The organism is Acuticoccus sediminis (assembly GCF_003258595.1).
Taxonomy (GTDB): domain Bacteria; phylum Pseudomonadota; class Alphaproteobacteria; order Rhizobiales; family Amorphaceae; genus Acuticoccus; species Acuticoccus sediminis.
Window position 1 is genome coordinate 39,866 of sequence record NZ_QHHQ01000007.1, and the last position, 18,492, is coordinate 58,357.

At 70.2% G+C, this 18,492-nt stretch carries 14 protein-coding genes; 5 read left to right on the top strand and 9 right to left on the bottom strand.

From position 1 onward, the window contains the following. Positions 1 to 182: 182 nt before the first annotated feature. The 5 genes from leuC to lptB all read right to left on the bottom strand — a co-directional run bounded on the left by leuC (position 183) and on the right by lptB (position 5,450). Entirely contained in the window at positions 183 to 1,583 is a 1,401-nt protein-coding gene (leuC, locus tag DLJ53_RS26005; RefSeq protein WP_111350896.1) for a 3-isopropylmalate dehydratase large subunit, read from the bottom strand. Positions 1,584 to 1,923: 340 nt separating this feature from the next. Further along, positions 1,924 to 2,385 carry a PTS IIA-like nitrogen regulatory protein PtsN gene (gene ptsN, locus DLJ53_RS26010; RefSeq protein ID WP_111350898.1) on the bottom strand — a complete coding sequence of 154 codons (462 nt, stop codon included), beginning with the start codon at positions 2,383 to 2,385 and terminating at the stop codon, positions 1,924 to 1,926. Positions 2,386 to 2,389: 4 nt separating this feature from the next. Further along, positions 2,390 to 3,004 carry a ribosome hibernation-promoting factor, HPF/YfiA family gene (hpf, locus tag DLJ53_RS26015; protein ID WP_111350900.1) on the bottom strand — a complete coding sequence of 205 codons (615 nt, stop codon included), beginning with the start codon at positions 3,002 to 3,004 and terminating at the stop codon, positions 2,390 to 2,392. Positions 3,005 to 3,218: 214 nt separating this feature from the next. Then, complete coding sequence (gene rpoN, locus DLJ53_RS26020; RefSeq protein WP_226578490.1) at positions 3,219 to 4,562, bottom strand: RNA polymerase factor sigma-54; 1,344 nt, start codon at positions 4,560 to 4,562, stop codon at positions 3,219 to 3,221. A 63-nt stretch (positions 4,563 to 4,625) separates the two neighbouring features. Continuing rightward, positions 4,626 to 5,450 carry an LPS export ABC transporter ATP-binding protein gene (gene lptB / locus DLJ53_RS26025; RefSeq protein ID WP_111350904.1) on the bottom strand — a complete coding sequence of 275 codons (825 nt, stop codon included), beginning with the start codon at positions 5,448 to 5,450 and terminating at the stop codon, positions 4,626 to 4,628. A 97-nt stretch (positions 5,451 to 5,547) separates the two neighbouring features. Here lptB and DLJ53_RS26030 point away from each other — a divergent pair, with 97 nt between their 5' ends. Beyond that, positions 5,548 to 6,186 (top strand): septation protein A, encoded by a 639-nt coding sequence (locus DLJ53_RS26030; protein ID WP_111350906.1) that lies wholly within the window; start codon positions 5,548 to 5,550, stop codon positions 6,184 to 6,186. A 114-nt stretch (positions 6,187 to 6,300) separates the two neighbouring features. On the opposite strand, the gene DLJ53_RS26035 is transcribed toward DLJ53_RS26030, so the two are convergent. Next, positions 6,301 to 6,489, bottom strand: coding sequence for a DUF1192 domain-containing protein (locus DLJ53_RS26035; RefSeq protein WP_111350908.1), 189 nt, complete (start codon positions 6,487 to 6,489; stop codon positions 6,301 to 6,303). A 145-nt stretch (positions 6,490 to 6,634) separates the two neighbouring features. On the opposite strand from DLJ53_RS26035, the gene DLJ53_RS26040 reads away from it, so the two are divergent. Both DLJ53_RS26040 and DLJ53_RS26045 read left to right on the top strand, forming a co-directional pair. Beyond that, a complete protein-coding gene (locus tag DLJ53_RS26040; RefSeq protein ID WP_202913362.1) occupies positions 6,635 to 7,624 on the top strand; it encodes an NAD(P)H-quinone oxidoreductase in 990 nt (329 codons plus the stop codon). A gap of 356 nt (positions 7,625 to 7,980) precedes the next feature. Continuing rightward, positions 7,981 to 8,685, top strand: a complete 705-nt coding sequence (locus DLJ53_RS26045; RefSeq protein WP_111350910.1) for a DUF1013 domain-containing protein — start codon at positions 7,981 to 7,983, stop codon at positions 8,683 to 8,685. Between the two features lie 152 nt (positions 8,686 to 8,837). On the opposite strand, the gene DLJ53_RS26050 is transcribed toward DLJ53_RS26045, so the two are convergent. Beyond that, entirely contained in the window at positions 8,838 to 9,524 is a 687-nt protein-coding gene (locus DLJ53_RS26050; protein ID WP_111350912.1) for an ArsR/SmtB family transcription factor, read from the bottom strand. Between the two features lie 200 nt (positions 9,525 to 9,724). On the opposite strand from DLJ53_RS26050, the gene DLJ53_RS26055 reads away from it, so the two are divergent. Next, positions 9,725 to 10,003, top strand: coding sequence for a DUF1127 domain-containing protein (locus DLJ53_RS26055; RefSeq protein ID WP_111350914.1), 279 nt, complete (start codon positions 9,725 to 9,727; stop codon positions 10,001 to 10,003). 6 nt (positions 10,004 to 10,009) lie between these two features. Here the strand turns inward: DLJ53_RS26055 and pbpC are convergent, their stop codons facing one another. Both pbpC and DLJ53_RS26065 read right to left on the bottom strand, forming a co-directional pair. Further along, positions 10,010 to 11,983 carry a penicillin-binding protein 1C gene (gene pbpC, locus DLJ53_RS26060; RefSeq protein ID WP_202913364.1) on the bottom strand — a complete coding sequence of 658 codons (1,974 nt, stop codon included), beginning with the start codon at positions 11,981 to 11,983 and terminating at the stop codon, positions 10,010 to 10,012. Positions 11,984 to 12,087: 104 nt separating this feature from the next. After that, on the bottom strand, positions 12,088 to 17,568 hold the full coding sequence (locus DLJ53_RS26065; protein WP_111350917.1) for an alpha-2-macroglobulin family protein: 5,481 nt from the start codon (positions 17,566 to 17,568) through the stop codon (positions 12,088 to 12,090). A 168-nt stretch (positions 17,569 to 17,736) separates the two neighbouring features. On the opposite strand from DLJ53_RS26065, the gene DLJ53_RS26070 reads away from it, so the two are divergent. Next, positions 17,737 to 18,489 (top strand): ion channel, encoded by a 753-nt coding sequence (locus tag DLJ53_RS26070; protein ID WP_244935165.1) that lies wholly within the window; start codon positions 17,737 to 17,739, stop codon positions 18,487 to 18,489. The last annotated feature ends 3 nt before the right edge of the window (positions 18,490 to 18,492 follow it).

Genomic DNA, 18,492 nt, shown 5'->3' on the forward strand with positions numbered 1-18,492 from the left:
TGGGGGAGTGCGAAGTGAGCCGGGCGCCTTCGGGCGACGGATCGCGAGGACTGCGGCTCGATTCTCGCGTCGGCGGTTTATCCGCCGACGCCCGTGGCGCGCGTGCCATCGGGAACGGCACGCGGCGCCATGCGGTGGGTCCGCCGGCGTCCGCGTCGCGGCGCCGGCGGAGAACGGCGATGTCAGAGCTTGCGCACGTCCACGAAGTGGCCTGCGACGGCAGCAGCGGCGGCCATCGCGGGCGACACGAGGTGCGTGCGGCCCCGGAAACCCTGGCGGCCCTCGAAGTTGCGGTTCGAGGTGGAGGCGCAGCGCTCGCCCGGCGACAGACGGTCGGCGTTCATGCCGAGGCACATGGAGCAGCCCGGCTCGCGCCACTCGAACCCGGCGTCGATGAAGAGCTTGTCGAGGCCCTCGGCCTCGGCCTGCGCCTTCACCAGGCCCGAGCCCGGCACGATCATCGCCGAGACGCTCTCGGCCACCTTGTGGCCGCGGATGACGTCGGCCACGGCGCGCAGGTCCTCGATCCGCCCGTTGGTGCAGGAGCCGATGAAGACCTTGTCGATGGCGATGTCCGTCATCGGCGTGCCCGGGGTCAGGCCCATGTACTGGAGCGCACGCTCCATCGCCCGGCGCTTCTGCGGGTCGGTGACGTCGGCCGGGTTCGGCACCGCGCTGTCGATGCTGGTGACGGCCTCGGGCGAGGTGCCCCAGGTGACGATCGGCGGCAGGGCCGCGGCGTCGAGGCTGATCTCGCGGTCGAAGTGCGCGTCGGCGTCGGACGGCAGCGACCTCCAGTAGGCGAGGGCGTGCTCGAACGCGGTCCCCTGCGGCGCCTTCGGACGGCCCGCGATGTACTCGAACGTCGTCTCGTCCGGCGCCACCATGCCGGCACGTGCGCCGCCCTCGATGGACATGTTGCAGACCGTCATGCGGCCTTCCATCGACAGCGAGCGGATCGCGTCGCCGGCGTATTCGATGACGTAGCCGGTGCCGCCGGCGGTGCCGATGGTGCCGATGATCGAAAGCACGATGTCCTTCGCGGTCACGTGCGGCGGGATGACGCCGTTCACGTTGACGCGGAAGTTCTTGGCCTTGCGCGTCACCAGCGTCTGCGTGGCGAGGACGTGCTCGACCTCGGAAGTGCCGATGCCGTGCGCGAGCGCGCCGAACGCACCGTGCGTCGAGGTGTGGCTGTCGCCGCAGACGATCGTCATGCCGGGGAGGGTGAAGCCCTGCTCGGGACCGACGATGTGCACGATGCCCTGCCGGCGGTCGAGCTCGTCATAGTACTCGATGCCGAAGTCGGCGGCGTTCTGCGCCAGCGTCTCGACCTGGGTGCGGGACTCGGGATCGTCGATCCCGGCCGAGCGGTCGGTCGTGGGCACGTTGTGGTCGACGACGGCGAGCGTGCGCGTCGGCGCATGGACCTTGCGGCCGGCGATGCGCAGCCCCTCGAAGGCCTGCGGGCTCGTGACTTCGTGGACGAGGTGACGGTCGATGTAGAGAAGCGCCGTGCCGTCGTCCTGGAGCTCGACGAGGTGATCGTCCCAGATTTTGTCGTACAGCGTGCGCGGCGCCATGGCTCCCGTCTCCTTTGTTCTTGAACAATCCCAGATGCCAACGCGAGCGCCCGTTGGCAAGCGTCACGACGCCCTTCGGGCTATAGGACTGCGCGATAGGGCAAAAACGACCGCTCCCGCCCGAAGGGCGGCGCGACCCGTGACGGCCCCGCCTGCGCGATTTCCGTCCCGAAGCGGGCGGGGCGCCGATGCTACCCTGAATTGCGCGAACGTGCGAGGCCGCGGCGGCGGTCCGCGCCGGCCGGTATCGATGCGCGGGGAATCCGTCGCAAGCGGTCGAATCGGCGCCCGCGAACAGGGCGGCGCGCCGTCCGACCTCGCGCCGGGGGCGCGGGCGGTCTCAGCTCGCGGCGACGGGGGCGCGCGTCAGGAGATCGTAGAGCTCGGCCGCGTTCTCGGCGTTGCGCAGCGCGTCGGTCATGCCGGGCTGCTTGATGGTGCGGGCGATCTTGTTCAGCGCCTTCAGGTGGTCGGCGCCGGCATCCTCGGGCGCCAGAAGCGCGAAGATGAGATCGACCGGCTGGTCGTCGAGGGCCTCGAACTCGATGGGCCGGGCCAGGGTGAAGAAGAAGGCAGACAGCTTCGGCAGGCCGACGAGCTTCCCGTGCGGAATCGCGATGCCGTGGCCGACACCGGTCGACCCGAGGCGTTCGCGCTGCAGCAGGGTGTCGAAGACTTCCCGCTCCGGGAGCCCCGTCTGCCGTGCAGCGAGGCTCGCGATTTCTTGGAGGGCCTGCTTCTTGGAGCCGACGTCCAGACCCTGGACGACGGCCTCAGGAGCGAGCAGGTCGGTTAGTACCACAGGATTAATCCGCAGTGGTTTGAGTCGTGTCGGCCGAGCCGGTGCTCGCGGCGAGCGACGGGTCGATCCAGCCGACATTGCCGTCCGAACGTCGGTAGACGACGTTGTGAGACCCATTTGCGGCATTTCGGAACATGAGCGCTGGGGCATCGATGAGATCAAGCTGCAGGACCGCCATCGAGACGGTCATGGTACGAATTTTCGTTGGCGTCTCGGCAACGACGAGGGGCGCGTAGTTTTCCGCAAGCTCCTCATCCTCGTCGGGCGCGGCGAGAACGGTGTAGTTCGCGACTGCGGCTTCGACGTCCGCCGAGGACGGCCCGGACTTGTGAGCCTTCAGGCGGCGCTTGTAGCGGCGCAGACGCTTGTCGATCCTCTCGGCGGCCTGCTCGAACGCTTGTGTCGCGTCTCCGGCCGTGGCGGAGGTCTTGAGCACGACGCCCGTGTCGAGGTGAAGCGTGCAATCCGCCTCGAACCCGGCGCCGGACTTCGAAACGGTCACCTGGCCACTATGGTTCCCGTCAAAGTACTTTCCGACGGACGCGGCGATGCGATCTTCGATCCGCTGCCGAAGAGCGTTGCCGACGTCCATGTTTTTGCCAGCGATAGTGAGGGCCATGACAATCTCGAATCGTTTCTGTGTCGTCTTCGACGAACCTTGGGCGGAGACCTTAGCCGGACGATGGCCCGTCGTCTCCGCGACATCAGAAACCAAGACTGTCACGGACACGAGAGCGTCGTTGGCGCCGAGCCGTGGCGCGGCCTTCTAGGCGCGCCCGACAGTGGTGTCAATGACCGGCGTCCTGTCCGGACAATTTGTGTGAACATGCCCGTCACCGGCGGATCCCGGCCGAGCTGAACGCGTCGTGACGCGCCATTCTCCGCCGCTCCACTGAGGAGGGGATGTTCATCGCTTCGCGGTATTTCGCCACCGTTCGCCGTGCGATCACGATACCGCTGTTTTTAAGCGTTTGCACGATCTCGTCGTCGGAGCGCACGTGGGTTGCGGTTTCCGTGTCCACAATGCGGCGAATTTGCGCGCGCACCGCCTCGGCCGAGACGGCGCCGTCGCCGGCGTCGATCGCCACCGCGAAGAAGGCGCGGAAGGGGAAGACGCCGCGGGGGGAGGCGAGGGCCTTGTTCGAAACGACACGGCTGACCGTCGATTCATGCATGCCTATGTCCTGCGCCACCTCGCGCAGGGTGAGCGGCGAGACGTGCTGCGCCTCGCCCTCGAAGAAGGCCCGCTGGCGCGACACGATGGCCGAGGCGACCTTGACGATCGTGCGCGCCCGCTGGTCGAGGCTGCGCGTCAGCCAGTGCGCCGAGCGCATGCACTGGTTGGCGAAGGACACCGCGGCGGCGTTGCCCATCGCGGTGACCTCGGCGTGGTAGTCGGCGTCGACGAGGACGCGCGGCAGGCGCTGCGTGTCGAGCGAGACGATGAACCCGCCCTCGGCCCGCCGGCGCACGATGACGTCCGGCTCGATGGCGACGAGGGGCGTGGTGTCGAATGCGAGGCCCGGCCGCGGGTCGAGGCCGCGCAGCCGGCCCAGCACGTCGATGACCGCCGCCTCGGAGGCGTTGCAGACGTCGGCGAGGCGCCGCACGTCGCGCTTGGCAACGAGGGCGAGGTTCTCGATGACCTTCTGGGCGAGGGTGTCGTAGTCGTCGCTGGCGCGCAGCTGCAGGGCGAGGCACTCGCCGAGATCGCGGGCGAAGAGGCCCGCCGGCTCGATCGTTTGGACCTTGGCGAGGGTGGCGGCGACGTCCGCCGGCGAGACGCCGAGGCCGACGATGGTGTCGTCGAGCGCGTCGCCGGGGAGGCGTCCGTCCGGATCGAGGGAGCCGATCAGGAAGTCGGCGATGGCGCGCTCTTTGGTGTCGAGCTTGAGGCCGGCGACCTCGCGGCGGCAGTGGTCCGCCAGGGTCTCGCGCACCGGCACCGCGGCAAACGGGTCGAGCGGGCTCGCCGAGTGCGACACGTCGCGCTTGGGAGCGACGCGGCCGTCGCCGCGCGGAGACAAGGTCAGGAAGGGGTTTTGGTCGACTTCTTCACGAACCGCGGCCTCCAGCTCGAGATTGGACATTTGCAGCAGCTTGATGGCCTGCATCAGCTGCGGGGTCATGGCCAATGTCTGTCTTTGCGACTGAACGAGCCGGAGAGATGGTGTCACGATTGTGAAATCCGTTTGGCGCGATCCTTGCTTCCAGATTGATTAAACATCCGGCGGGCTGAGTCAAAGCCGGAATTGCTCACCAAGGTATAACCTCCGCACATCGCGGTTTTCGACGATTTCCTGAGGCGTGCCTTCCGTCAGGACCTCGCCGTTGGCGATAATTGTCGCCCGGTCGATAAGTCCCAACGTTTCCCGAACGTTATGGTCCGTTATAAGGACACCTATGCCTCGCTGCGTGAGGTGGCGAACCAGCGTCTGAATATCTGCGACGGCGATCGGATCGACACCGGCGAACGGCTCGTCGAGGAGCATGAAGTCCGGTTTCGATGCGAGCGCCCGCGCGATTTCGACGCGGCGACGCTCGCCGCCGGAGAGGGCCGTCGCGGGGGAGCCGGCCAGTCTCGTGAGACCAAATTCCTCGAGGAGCTCGTCCAGGGTCTCGCGCCGGCGCCGTTTGTTGGGCTCCGTCAGCTCCAGGATCGCCAGCACGTTCTGCGCCACGGTCAGCCCGCGGAAGATGGAAGCTTCCTGCGGCAGGTAGCCGATACCGAGCCGTGCGCGGCGGTACATCGGCAGGTGCGTGATGGGGAAGCCGTTGAGCGTGATGGCGCCCTTGTCGGGCTTGATGAGGCCGGTGATCATGTAGAACACCGTCGTCTTGCCGGCGCCGTTGGGGCCGAGGAGGCCCACCGTTTCGCCCTGCGACAGGTGCAGCGAGACGTCGCGGACGACGGTCCGGCGCCCGTAGGTCTTGGCCAGTCCGGTAACGACCAGCCCCTGCGTTGCACCATCGTTCGGCTCGGCCTGTGGTGCCGCGCCGTTGCCCGCGTTAGGTTGGCGCGACGCGCGCCCGGAGCCGGGCCGAGGGATGGCAGATTGATCCATAGCCAGAATTTTACCGCGTTACGTGTTGCACTGCCCGCGGCACACCGCATCTGGCAATTGCGTTCGGTCGTCAAGGAAGCCCTAAGATGGAGGTATTATGGCCACGCACCAGAAGGGTAGCGTTCTCAAGCTGATTCTGGAGCTTGGACCACTCGTCACCTTCTTTGCCGTTAACGCGAAGGCAAATGACTGGGGGCTCGACGCTTTTGCCCCCTTCCAGGGCCTGAAGCCCGAGACCGTCCCGATCATGGCTGCCACCGCTGCCTTCATGCTCGCGACGGTCGTGGCGCTGTCGGTGTCGATGGTCGCCTACCGTCGCATCCCTGTCATGCCACTGGTATCGGGCGTCATCGTGATCGTGTTCGGCGGTCTGACGCTCTACCTGCAGAACGACACGTTCATCAAAATGAAGCCGACGATCGTGAACCTCGTGTTCGCGACGACGCTCCTCGTCGGGCTCTACCTCTTCAAGCGGCCGCTGCTCGCCATCGTGTTCGACAGCGTGTTCCAGATCGACAACGAGGGATGGTGGAAGCTCACGCTGCGCTGGGGGCTTTTCTTCCTCGTCCTGGCGGCGTTGAACGAGATCGTGTGGCGCAATTTCTCGACCGACACCTGGGTCACCTTCAAGGTGTTCGGCACCATGCCGCTGACGATCCTCTTCACCGTCAGCCAGCTCCCGCTGCTGCAGAAGCATGCACTGGAGCAGGAGGCGGAACCGGAATCAGCGGCCTGATCAGCCACCTGGAGGCGCCGGGCGGGATCGTCCGGACTGCCCAATTCGTGTGCAGATCGGCCTTGCCCATGGGATGCGGCGTGCCGGGTGGCCCGCCACGCCGCATCAGGACCCCTAGAACTTGAAGACGCTCGCCGCCGCTTCCCGCGAGCGGTCCTTGGACACGATCTCCCGGTCGATCCGGTCGATCTCGGCCCGACAGGCCGCCTTCAGCTCCTCAAGATCACGCACCGACATGCGGTCCAGGCTGTCACCCAGGGCATGGGCCCTGCGCGGTGGACGCGGTTCGTCGTCCAGATCCATGGCGCAATCCCCCTCGTTCAGCGTCGTAGTGCAGTCTGCAACCCCGTCTGCGCAGGGGGCAAGACCCTGTCGCAAGCCGGGGCAGGCAGCGCTACGTTGATGTAAGGCGGCCCGCGCCGCGATCCACGATACCGGAGGCCTTTCCATGTCGATCCCCACCACCATGCGCGCAGTGACCGCACCGTCCCCCGGCGGTCCCGATGTCCTGGAGGTCGGCGAATTCGCGGTGCCGAAGGTCGAGAGCGGGGAGATCCTCATCAAGGTGGAGGCGGCCGGCGTGAACCGGCCGGACTGTCTGCAGCGCGCCGGGAACTACCCGCCGCCCCCCGGGGCCGGCCCGATCCTCGGCCTCGAGGTTGCCGGCGAGGTCGTCCACACCGGCGGGGCCGCGACGCGCTTTGCCGTCGGCGACAAGGTGATGGCGCTGGTGGTGGCCGGCGGCTACGCGGAGTATGTCGCGGTCCCGGAGACGACGGCGCTCCCGATCCCGGACGGCCTCTCGATGGAGGAGGCCGCGGGCATTCCCGAGACGTACTTCACTGTCTGGAGCAACGTGTTCGACCGCGGCGGCCTCAGGGCGGGCGAGACCTTCCTCGTCCACGGCGGCACGTCGGGGATCGGCACCACGGCGATCCAGCTCGCCAAGGCGTTCGGCGCGACGGTGATCACCACGGCCGGGTCGGACGAGAAGTGCGCCGCCTGCCTCGAGCTCGGCGCCGACCGGGCGATCAACTACCAGAAGGAGGACTTCGTCGCCGCCATCAAGGACTTCGCCCCCGGCGGCGTGCACCTGACCCTCGACATGGTCGGCGGCGACTATGTCGTGAAGAACTGGAAGGTGGCCGCCGTCGAGGGGCGCATCGTCCAGATCGCGACCCTGAACGGTCCCTCCGAGGCGAACTTCTCGCTCCTGATGATGAAGCGCCTCGTCCATACCGGCTCGACGCTGCGGGCGCGCGAGGTGCCGTTCAAGGCCGAGATCGCGCGCAAGCTGGAGGACGAGGTCTTCCCGCTCTTCGCCGACGGCCGCACCAGGGTGGTGATGGACCGGACCTTCCCCCTCGGCGAGGCCGCCGAGGCGCACCGGCGGATGGAGGGGTCCAGTCACATCGGCAAGATCGTGCTGGTGCCCTAGCAGGCCTCGCGGACGGGCCTCCGTCGGCGGCGCACGTCGGTCCGCCGGGGGCGCGTGGGTTTCCCCGCTCGAATGTTTTCCACTCGGGCGGGGAATGACCCTTCCCGCGATTCACTCTGTCCGGACCAGTCCGGACGGACGGTTCGGCAGGGTTTCTGCGAAAAGACGTGGTTTGTTAACCATGTTGCGAAGGTGATCTCCGCACGGTCCGGTGGCGCTCGCCGATTGCGTCAGAGGCCGATGCGACTTATATCTGCGTCATTCCTCAAAAACCCGGCCCACGTTCGGGTTCTCGCGCTCCAGCCAGCGCGAGAGCGCAAGGAGACTTTATGCAAGCCGATCCCGACACTCCCTTGATGCCGAAGGCTACGGCGGTCTGGCTGGTGGACAACACGTCTTTGACGTTCGACCAGATCGCGGCGTTCTGCCGGCTTCATCCGCTCGAGGTCGGGGCCATCGCCGACGGTGACGCGGCGCAGGGGATCAAGGGGGCCGACCCGATCCAGAACGGTCAGCTCACCCGCGCCGAGATCGAGCGGGCGGAGAACAACCCGACCTATCGCCTGAAGCTCTCCAAGCCGAAGACGATCGTTCCGGAGCTGAAGCGCAAGGGCCCGCGCTACACCCCGGTGTCGAAACGGCAGGACCGGCCGAACGCCATCCTGTGGCTGGTGCGCCATCACCCCGAGCTGAAGGATCAGGCCGTGATCCGTCTGGTCGGCACGACGAAGGCGACCATCGCCGCGATCCGCGACCGCACGCACTGGAACTCGGCGAACCTGACGCCGCTCGACCCGGTGACGCTGGGTCTGTGCAGCCAGGTCGACCTCGACCGGGAAGTGGACAATGCCGCCCGCGAGTCCGGCATCACGCATCAGCCGGCGCTGGCGCCGGGCCTCGGCGAGCAGCCGGACGCCCTGATGCCCGTGGAGCAGAGCCTCGATACGTCCGATCACATGGACGACGACCCGCGCGGCGGCCAGTACGACCCCGACGCGGTCTTCTCCGGCCTGCAGGCCTGGAAGAAGGGCGAGCGCCACGACGACGACGACGAGGATTGATCTTCGTCCCACACGACCCCGTCCGGGTCCGGGTGGCCGCACCCGGGCCGGACGTCTGACGGCGCGCGACAACGGGCGCGCCGACTGGCGCTCCTGGGCTTTGGCAGGGCGTCAAATCCGACATTGAGGACCGCCGCGCGGGTCGCCCGTCCTTACCGGGCGATCCGGAGGTCCTCGCGGAAGGCGCGCTCCCCGGCCGGTGTCACGATGACCGAGCGCGTCCCCGCCACGCGCCGCACCCAGTGCCGATCCACGAAGGCCGAGAGGAGCGCGGCGCCGAGCGCGCCTGCGAGGTGATGCCGCCGCTCGCTCCAGTCGAGGCAGGCCCGGCACAGCGGCCGCCGCCGCGCCTCCAGCGCCGGCAGGTCGATCCCGAGATCCGTTAGCCGGACGCGTCCCGGCGCCGTCAGCGCCAGCGCCTCGTCCGTACGCGCGAATACCCCGTCGTCCACGAGAGCGTCGAGGATCGCGACCGCCAGCGTACCGGCGAGGTGGTCGTAGCAGACGCGTGCGCGCCGCAGTTCCGGGTCGCGCGGGCCCGTTCGGGGCCTGTAGCCGGCCGGCCCCGCCGCGAAGACGCCCAGCGCCTCGATCAGCCGCGCCACGTCGTCGGTCGCGAGGCGGAAGTAGACGTGCCGGCCCTGCTTCTCGCGCGCGAGAAGGCCGCCGTCCTCGAGCTGTGCGAGGTGGCCGCTCGCGGTGGGGCGCGTGACGCCCGCGACGTCGGCGAGCTCGCCCGCCGTCAGCGCCATGCCGCCGAGGAGGGCGTTGAGCATTCCCGCCCGCGCCGGATCGCCGATGAGCGCCGCGACGCGCGCGATATTGGGTCCTTCCACCATGGCCGCGCATCCTCCCCGGAGCAGGTTTCGTGTCGGGCGTGACCGGCCGTTGGCGATCCACGCCGGGCGCCGGATCATCGCACCGTTTCACCGCGCCGCCATATCGGTAGCGCGCTGCAGGGCCGGATGCTTCGGCCGGCCCCGAACCATCGGCCGGCCGGCTGCGCCTATCGAGGCGGCAGCAGAGGGAGCCCGCCGCCATGTCCGACCATATCGCCGACGCCCCGTCCTTTACGACCCACGTCCGGGCCCGGCGCGCTGCCGTCGCCCGGCTCGGCGGCCTGATCGGCGCCGTCCTGCCGCGCTTCGCGGCGGCGCTGGTGCGCATCCGCCAGCGCCGCGAGACGCTTCGCGCACTGCGCCACCTCGACGATGCCGCGCTGCGCGATATCGGCGTCACCCGTTCGGAGCTGCCGCACGAGACGCTCTACGCCCTCTCGTCGCCCGCCGTCAGGTCGCTGGAGCGATGGGGGCGCTGACCCGGCCTATTCGACGGTGAAGGTGACCCGCTCGGACACGCCGTCGGCGGTGACGACGGTGAGCGTGTGCGGGCCGGTCGCGACGTCGATCTGCGCGGTGCGGCGGCCGGGCCGCACGTCGACCGGCCGCCCGTCGAGCAGCCAGGCGTCGACCCGCTTGCCGAGGACCCGGGCCGTCAGCGGCATGCGCTCGCCGCCCGGTCCGCCGAGCGCGACGGTCGCGTCGGCGGGCGGGAAGGCGATGGCGAGGTCGCTCTCGGCCTCGCGCTGCGCGCCGCGCGGCAGGAAGCGCTGCAGCGGCGGCGGGAGCTCGGATGTCGGCGTCTGCACCGGCCGCGGCGGGCGCGGCTCGATCCCGATGCGGGCGAACGCGTCGAAGAGGAGGGGCGCCGCATCGGTCCAGCCGGTGAGCTGAGCGACCGGCGTGCCGTCGGGGCGCCCGACCCAGACGGCGATGACGTGGCGCGCGTCGTAGCCGACGGCCCAGGCGTCGCGGTAGCCGTAGGAGGTGCCGGTCTTGTAGGCGATCAGCCCCGGCCGCGCATTCCGCGGCGGCTTCATCTCGGCGAGGATCGCGTCGATGGACGCCGCCGCGCGCGGTTCCAGCAGGCGGTGGTTGGCGGGCGGGCGGGGGCCGCTGGAATAGAGCGGCACCGGCCGGCCACGGTTGCCGAACGCGGTGTAGAGCTCGGCGAGATCCTCGAGCCGCGTGCCGAACCCGCCGAGGCCGATCGCGAGCGTCGCCGTCTTGTCCGGCGGCAGGGCGACGAGGGCGCCCGCTTCCTGCAGCCGCACGGCGAGCCGGACCGCACCGAGCGAATCGAGGAGCATCACCGCCGGCACGTTCAGCGATCGGCGCAGCGCCTCCGAGGCGGTGACGAGGCCCTGGAAGGTCTCGTCGAAGTTTTCCGGCTCGTAGCCCGCGAAGGTGGACGGGGTGTCGCGCAGCAGCGTGTTGGCCGCGATCAACCCGGCCTCCATCGCCATGCCGTAGATGAACGGCTTCAGCGTCGAGCCTGGGGAGCGCACCGCGTGGACCATGTCGACGTGCCCCGCGCGCCGCTCGTCTAGGAAGCGGGCGGAGCCGACGCTGGCGCGGATCTCGCCGGTCCTGACGTCGGCGACGAGGATTGCGGCGGAGACGTTCGGGCCGATGAGGTCGACCCGCTCGCCGGCCAGCGCCTCGAGCCGGGCCTGCCAGTCGGCGTCGAGCGTGGTCTCGAAGCGCGTCACGCCAGGCGCGGAGGCGACGAGGTCGCGGGCGAGATGGGGGGCGAGGCGGGGGACGGCGCGGCGGCGCGTCGGCACCGGCTCGCGTTTCGCTTCCGCCGCGTCGCGCCCGGTGATGACGCCGCGCTGCAGGAGGCGGTCGAGGACGCGCGCCCGCGCCGCCTCGGCGGCCTGCGGATTGCGGTCCGGCCGCCGCGCCTCGGGCGACTGGGGGAGCGCGACGAGCAGCGCCGCCTGCGCCAGCGTCAGCCGCGCCGGCTCACGGCCGAAGTAGGCGAGGGCGGCGGCGCGGACCCCTTCGATGTTGCCGCCATAGGGCGCCTGGTTGAGGTAGATGGTGAGGATCTCGTCCTTGGAAAGGCGCCGCTCCACCTGCAGCGCGCGCACCAACTCGTTCAGCTTGCGCCACGGGGTGCGGTCGCGCGCGTCCGTCATCAGGCGGACCGTCTGCATCGTCAGTGTCGAAGCGCCCGAGACGATGTGCCCCGACGCCAGAGCCTGCCCGGCCGCCCGCAGCAGCGCGCGCGGGTCGACGCCGGCGTGCTCGTAGAAGCGCTGGTCCTCGTAGGCGGTGAGGATCTCGATGAAGCGCGGGTCCACGTCGGCGGCGGTCACCGGGAGGCGCCAGCGTCCGCCGCTGTCGGTGAACGCGCGCAGCAGCGTGCCGTCGCGGTCGACGACGACGGCGGACGGCTCGGCGCGCCGGATGTCGGGCGGGAAGGCCCGGTCGAGCGCGGGGAGCCCCGCCACCCCTGCCGCGACGAGGGCCGCGACGCCCGCGAACGCGGCAACCCAGAGCCGCGAGGGGGCGCCGCGCCGGGGCGGGCGCCCGGAGGAGGGGGGAGCCGGCTCGCTCAGCGGGTCGGCACCACGGAGACGAAGCCCGCCTCCGACCGCGCCACGAAGTTCGGCTGGTACATGGCGCTGACTTCGCTCGCCGGCAGAGTGAACGTCCCCGGCGTCACCGCGCGCACGATGTAGGACACGGTGATCGGCACGTCCTGGCTGCCGCGGGAGAGGTCCCAGGCCGCGGCGAAGCGGTCGTCGCGGAACTCGGTGTGCTCGGGCGACTGGCCGCTGCGGGCAAGCGGGATGGCGGCGAGGTCGTTCTCGCCGACGAGGCGCGGATTCTCGATCTCGAAGCCCGCCGGCAGGAGGTCGGTCAGCATCACGTGCATCGCGTCGCCGACGGTCTTGGTGAAGGTGACGCTGACGACGATGCGCGTGTTCTGCGCGACGCTCGAGATGTCGATCTCCTCGCCCTCCAGGGTGTGGAAGGTGCGCTCGACCGTCAGCCCGGCCTGAACCGGCGGCTGCGGGGCGAGGGGCGAGCCCGTCACCGTCGTCGCGACGGCGAGCGGGCGGTCCTCGAGGTTCGACAGGAGGAGGCCGCCGGCGAGCTCGTCACGGGTCACGCCGCGGCTGAAGGGAGCCTTGGTGGTGACGCCGTCGACGCTGACGTCGCTGGTGCTGCCGCGCAGCGCGTTGGCGCTGAGGAGGAGCCAGGCCGCCTCCTGGGTGGAGTAGTTGCGCTCGAGGCCCGCCCGCAGCGCGTCGAGCCGCGCCTCGAGGTCGTCGAGCACCGGGGCGGAGACGCGCGATTCCGCCGCCAGCGCCACGATGGCGGCCGCGTCGCGCACCGAGGTGCCGAAGTCGACGCGGAAGAGGCGCGGCAGGTCGAAGGCCTCCGGCAGCGCCGTCGCGAAGATGCGCTCGGCGAGGCCCTCGTCGCCGTTGAGGGCGAGGCTCGCGGCGAGCTGGGCGCGGGCGAGCGGGGCGGGGAAGTCGTCGAGCCGCTCCTCGGCGAAGTAGCGCACGTCGCCGATGGCCGCGCGGCCGTTCCGGGCCAGCACGTAGATCGCGTAGGCGATCTCGGCGCCGCGCTCGCCCTCGATATCGCCGACGTAGGAGAGCACCGACTGCAGGCGGTCGAGGCCGGACTGGAAGGCGATGGTGGGCACTTCGTAGCCGGCTTCTCGCGCCCGCGTCAGGAAGTCCATCACATAGGCGGTGAGCCACAGGTCGTAGCCCGGCGACCACAGGCCGAACCCGCCGGAAGAGGACTGGTTGGCGAGGACACGGCTGACCGCCTGGCGGATCCGCTCGGGAAGCTCGGTGTCCGGGTCGATGCCGAGCGCCTTGCCGACGTCGTTCACGTAGAGGAGCGGCAGGGCACGGCTGACGGTCTGCTCCGAGCAGCCGTACGGGAAGCGGTCGAGCATCCGCAGGAGGCCGGCGATGTCGAGGTCGCCCTCGCCGACGGACAGCGTCACCTCCGCGTCGCTGTCGTAGGGGCGCAGGATGGTGTCGGACAGGGTGAGGCTCTCGCCCGGATTGAGGACGGAGACGCGGCGCTCGCGGACCTCGGCCGCCGCGGGCCGCACGACGAGCGTGTAGTCCTTCGCGATGGAGAGCCCGTCCGGGCCGTCGAGGCGGGCGATGATGGTCGCCTCGCCGACGCCGGTCGCCGACAGCGGGATCTCGAAGGAGGTGCGCTCGTCCTGGTCGAGGGTGAAGGTCTCGGCCTCCCGGTCGAGCGCCACCGGGCCGCCGGCGGCGACGGCGAGGCGGTATTCGCCCGCCGCGTGGGCGACGTTGTGCAGGTCGATGCGCATGCGCGTCGCGTCGCCGGGGGCGAGGAAGCGCGGCAGCGTGCCCGCGACCACCACCGGGTCGCGCACGACCATGTCCCTGTCGGCGTTGCCGACCTTGTCGTCGGTCCAGACGATCGCCATCAGCCGGAGCGTGCCGTTGAAGGACGGAATGTCGAGCGAGGCCATGGCCTTGCCGTCCGGCCCCGCGGTGAGGACGCCGGTGAAGAGGGCGACGGGCTCCTCCGACAGCGGCAGCGCCTCGGTGCCCGAGCCGGGCCCGTCGCCGCCGGAGCGGATGCGCCCGCGCAGCGCGCCCGAGGCGTCGATGAGGTCGCCGTAGAGGTCGCGCAGCTCCACCGCGAGGCGACGCTGGCCGAGGTAGTGCTCGGCCGCGTCCGGCGCCTCGTAGCCGGTGATGTTGAGGATGCCGACGTCGACGGCGGCCAGCGTGAGGTAGGCCGTCTCGCCCGGGTCGAGGTTGCCGACGGTGACCGGCACGTCCAGCGTCTGGCGCGGCCCGGTCATGTCCGGCGCATCGATGGCGACGTCGAGCCGCCGCTCGGCGGTGCCGACGGACATGTGGGCGATGCCGATGGAGCGTTGCGGCAGCGGCTGGCTGCCGGCGGCGATCTCCACCGGGCGGAACAGCGTCGCGGCGACGTAGGCGCCCGGCGCCCATCCGTCCTCGACCGTGAGCGGGACGTCGGCGCCGGTGGCCGGCACGTCGACGAGCCGGTGGTGCCGCACGCCGCCCGACAGCACCGTGACGAGGGCCTTGCCGGCGTAGCGCGGGACGATCCTGAGGGTCGCCGTCTCGCCGGGGCTGTAGCTCTCCTTGTCGAGGTGCACCTCCAGGATATCCGGCGTGTCGGCCGCGCCCTCCTCGCTGACCCAGCCGCCGTCGAAGGCAACGGAAGAGGCGATGCGCTCGTCCGACTGGTCGACGACCTCGAGCCGGTAGCGGCCCCATTCGACGGGCACCGAGATCGCGGCGGGGTTGCCGGCCTCGATGTCCACGGTGCCACGCGCGACCTCTTCGAGCCGGTCGACGCTGTCGTAGAACCAGGACCCGCCCCGGCGGTACCACTGGTAGTCGCGGCTGATGCGGGTCAGCGTCCACTCTGCGCCGGCGGGGATGCGCTCGTGCGCCGAGGAGAGGGCGATGACGTCGAACCCGGCGCGGGTGCCCTCGCCGACGCGGCCGTCGCTGAACTTCGGGCGGATGCCGATGAGGGGACGGTCGGTCGCGAGCGGCAGCGTCAGCGCGTCGGACACCTGCCGACCGCCTGGCTCGCGCACGGAGATGACGAGGCGTGCCTCGAGTGCGGCGGAGACGTCCTCCAGCTCGGGGACCTTCACGGCGAGCTGCGCGAGGCCGCCGCTCCCGGTGCGCGGCAGGTCGAAAAGGGGCGTGCGGGTCGGGGTGAAGGGCTCCTGGACGAGGCCGAACCGGTAGCCGTCGAAGCCTTCGAGGCCGGCGGCCTGACGCACCGTGAGCGAGCCTTCCATGATGAGGTCGGCGGCGGGGGCACCGTAGAGGAACTCGGCCTTGACGGTGGCGTCGATCACCCCGCCGGCGGTCACCTCCTCGAGCGCGGAGGTGACGTTCACCTCGATGCGCTGGGGCACGTAGTCCTCGACCAGGAAGGTGGTCTGGCCGACGGCGTTGCCCTTCGGGTCGATGTAGGCGGCGACGGTCCAGGTGCCGGTGGCGGCGTTGCTCGTCAGCGGCATGTCGAGAGCGAGGCCGCCGGCGCTGTCGGCCCGCGCGGTGAGGGTCCGCGAGACGACGCCATCGGGCCGCGTCAGGCGGACGGTCACCGGCAGCGGCAGGGCGCGGGCGCTGTCGTCGCGCACGAGGGCGGTGAGGTGCACCGTCTCGCCGCCACGGTAGACGCCGCGCTCGGTGGCGAGGAAGGCGTCGACCGGGCCGGGAGCGGCGCGGCCGGAAACGCCGCGGTCCGTCAGCTCGAAGGCGCTGCCCTTCAGCGGCAGGAAGGCGTAGTCCTCGCCCGCATGGGCGGTGACGAGGACCGGCGCCTGGCCGCCGTCCGTCGGCGCGGACGACACCAGGCGGGCGTGGCCGTCCGCGTCGGTGGTGGCGGTCGCCAGCACCTCGTCGTTGCGCGCGAGCAGCGTCACCTCGACGCCGTCCAGCGCATCGGCCGAGAGCAGCGAGCGGACGAAGACGTCCACCGTGCCGCCGGAGGAGAAGGTCGAGAGGCCGAGGTCGGAGACCACGAACCACTGCGTTGCCATCGGGTTGGAGCGGTCGGCGAGTTCCACCGGGACGGCGGTCATCACGTAGACGCCCGGCTCGGTCCGGCGGATGATGTTGTCGAGCGGGATGAGCGTGCGCACGTCCTCGTTGCGCGTGTTCTCGACCGAGAGGGTGCCCTCCCAGACCAGCGAGCCGCTCTCCTCCGTGATGTCGTCGGCCTCATAGGGGTAGAGGGCGCGCTTGAAGTCGTCGCGGCGCACGACGTCGGCGATGTTGCGGTCGTTGACGCGGTAGAGCTTCAGTTCGAGCTCCTCGGAGTTGACCGAGGTGACGGGGACGCCTTGCGCGGCGGCGGGAAGCACGAAGCGGTTGGTCTCGAAGCGGGCGAGCGGCGAGCGGTCACGCACATAGGCACGGAACTCGGCCGGCTTGGCGAGCGTCTCGCTGACGGTCGAGGGCAGGCCCTCGCGCACCGTCACGATATACCGCCCGCCGTGCTCCAGCCCCTCGACGCAGAGCTGGCTCGCCTCGACCGAGATCGTCGGGTCGGCGATACCGTCGACGGTGACGAAGCGCTGCAGGTCCGTCGCCTCGCCCGACAGCGCCTCGGAGAACTGGATGCACAGGCGCGGCGCGGTCGTGTCGGAATCGACGTTGTAGTCGAGGACGCGGAAGCCGTGCTGCGAGCGGAGCTCGGCGAGGCGGTCGCGTTCGGTGGCGTTGAGGTAGAGCGAAAGGCTCGCCGCCGAGGCCTCGATGGCCGGGCGGAAGAGGCCCTGGTCCTCCATCACGCGCGAGATGAGGGCGAGGGCGCGGCCCTGCTGCGGCGGGGAGATCGCGCTCTTGAGGCCGAGATACGCGGCGGCGCCGGCGATGCGGGTCGCCTCCTGCCGGTCGAAATAGTCCTCGAAGTTGGCGTTCCGGAGCGACTCGGCGAGGGCGAGGTAGTCGTCCGCGCGCTGCCGGGACGCGGTTTCGGCGAGGGCCGGCGTGATGAGGCCGACCTTGCTGCGGGTGCGCCGGACGGCGGCGAGCTGGGCCTCGAGGCGCCCGGCGTCGGCCTCCAGCGAGGCGGGGAGGTACGCGATGTCGGGCAGCGGCAGCGTCTGGCCGGGATCGGCGGTCTCGCGCACGATGCCGGAGGTCGCGCCCGGGTAGGAGACGCGTTCGCCGACGGTGGACTTCAGGAAGCACCAGCGGGCACGTTCGTTGTAGGTGAAGGCGGCGCAGCCGCTGTCGCCGAGGCAGGCGTCCTCGCACTGCTCCAGCGGGACGGAGCGCAGGGTGCGGTAGTCGGCGCCGGGGAGGTCGAAGTCGGAGAGGCGCTCCAGCGTCCGGTCGGCGAACGCGGTGCCGGTGCCGGCGAGGCCGGCGACGAGCGCGACGGCGGCGACCTTTGCGGCGAGGCCGGCGGTGCTGCGGGTGAACCCGGCGGCGTGGCGGGCGTATGTGGCGGCCTTCATGGCGAGCCGCTCACGGGTGCCCGGGCGGCGCGTGGCGCCGGTGGTGGTGTGGTCCATCGTACCCTCCCCGATTGGCGCCTTTTTATCGCCTTTCACAGGGCGGTGGAACGCGGCATGTGTTCAACGCGTAGTGACTGAAAGCGGGAGCGGAGCGGTATGGGGCGTGGGTTGGCGGAGGGCTTGCCGGAGGAAACATCGTCGCGGTGGTCGCGGTTTCTGCAGACTTTGCGCGAGCTCTACTTCGGCTTTTCTCCGATGTCGCGCCGCTTCCGGTTCGGGCTGCTCATCTTCGACGTCATCACAATCACGTATTTCGTGGTGACGACGATCACCGGCACCGCGGCCGCCTTCCAGGTCATCGACGTGGTGATCGGCATTCTGCTGTCGATCGACCTTTTGGCGCGCACGGTGGCGATGCGCCGCTCGCTGCTGCAGCTGCGCAGCGCGATGTTCTACGTCGACCTCGTGGTCATCGTCTCGCTGTTCGGGTCGGTGTTCTTCGCGCAGGACCTGGCGCTGGCGCGCGTCCTCAGGATGCTGCGGGTCCTGCGCTCCTACCGCCTGGTCGTCGACCTGAGGCGCGACTCGCCGTGGTTCCGGCGGCGCGAGGAGGTGATCGAGGCGGCGCTCAATCTCGTCGTCTTCGTGTTCATCACGACGTCGCTGGTGTTCGTGATCGAGCGGCCGGTGAACGACGAGATCAACACGTTCGTGGATGCGCTCTACTATACCGTCGCAACGCTGACGACGACCGGGTTCGGCGATATCACCGTCACCGATACCACCGGGCGGGCGCTGACGATCGTGATCATGGTCGTCGGCGTCGGCCTGTTCCTGCGGCTGGTTCAGGCGATCTTCCGGCCCGCGAAGGTGACCTACGAGTGTCCCCGGTGCGGGCTGGCCAAGCATGACCTCGACGCGGTGCACTGCAAGCACTGCGGCGAGGTCGTCAACATTCCCACCGAGGGGGCGGTGTAGTCC

Coding starts and splice junctions, on each gene's coding strand:
- leuC (WP_111350896.1), bottom strand. CDS start 1,583: ATGGCGCCGCGCACGCTGTACGACAAAATCTGGGACGATCACCTCGTC.
- hpf (WP_111350900.1), bottom strand. CDS start 3,004: ATGGCCCTCACTATCGCTGGCAAAAACATGGACGTCGGCAACGCTCTT.
- lptB (WP_111350904.1), bottom strand. CDS start 5,450: ATGGATCAATCTGCCATCCCTCGGCCCGGCTCCGGGCGCGCGTCGCGC.
- DLJ53_RS26030 (WP_111350906.1), top strand. CDS start 5,548: ATGGCCACGCACCAGAAGGGTAGCGTTCTCAAGCTGATTCTGGAGCTT.
- DLJ53_RS26035 (WP_111350908.1), bottom strand. CDS start 6,489: ATGGATCTGGACGACGAACCGCGTCCACCGCGCAGGGCCCATGCCCTG.
- DLJ53_RS26040 (WP_202913362.1), top strand. CDS start 6,635: ATGTCGATCCCCACCACCATGCGCGCAGTGACCGCACCGTCCCCCGGC.
- DLJ53_RS26045 (WP_111350910.1), top strand. CDS start 7,981: ATGCCGAAGGCTACGGCGGTCTGGCTGGTGGACAACACGTCTTTGACG.
- DLJ53_RS26050 (WP_111350912.1), bottom strand. CDS start 9,524: ATGGTGGAAGGACCCAATATCGCGCGCGTCGCGGCGCTCATCGGCGAT.
- DLJ53_RS26055 (WP_111350914.1), top strand. CDS start 9,725: ATGTCCGACCATATCGCCGACGCCCCGTCCTTTACGACCCACGTCCGG.
- DLJ53_RS26065 (WP_111350917.1), bottom strand. CDS start 17,568: ATGGACCACACCACCACCGGCGCCACGCGCCGCCCGGGCACCCGTGAG.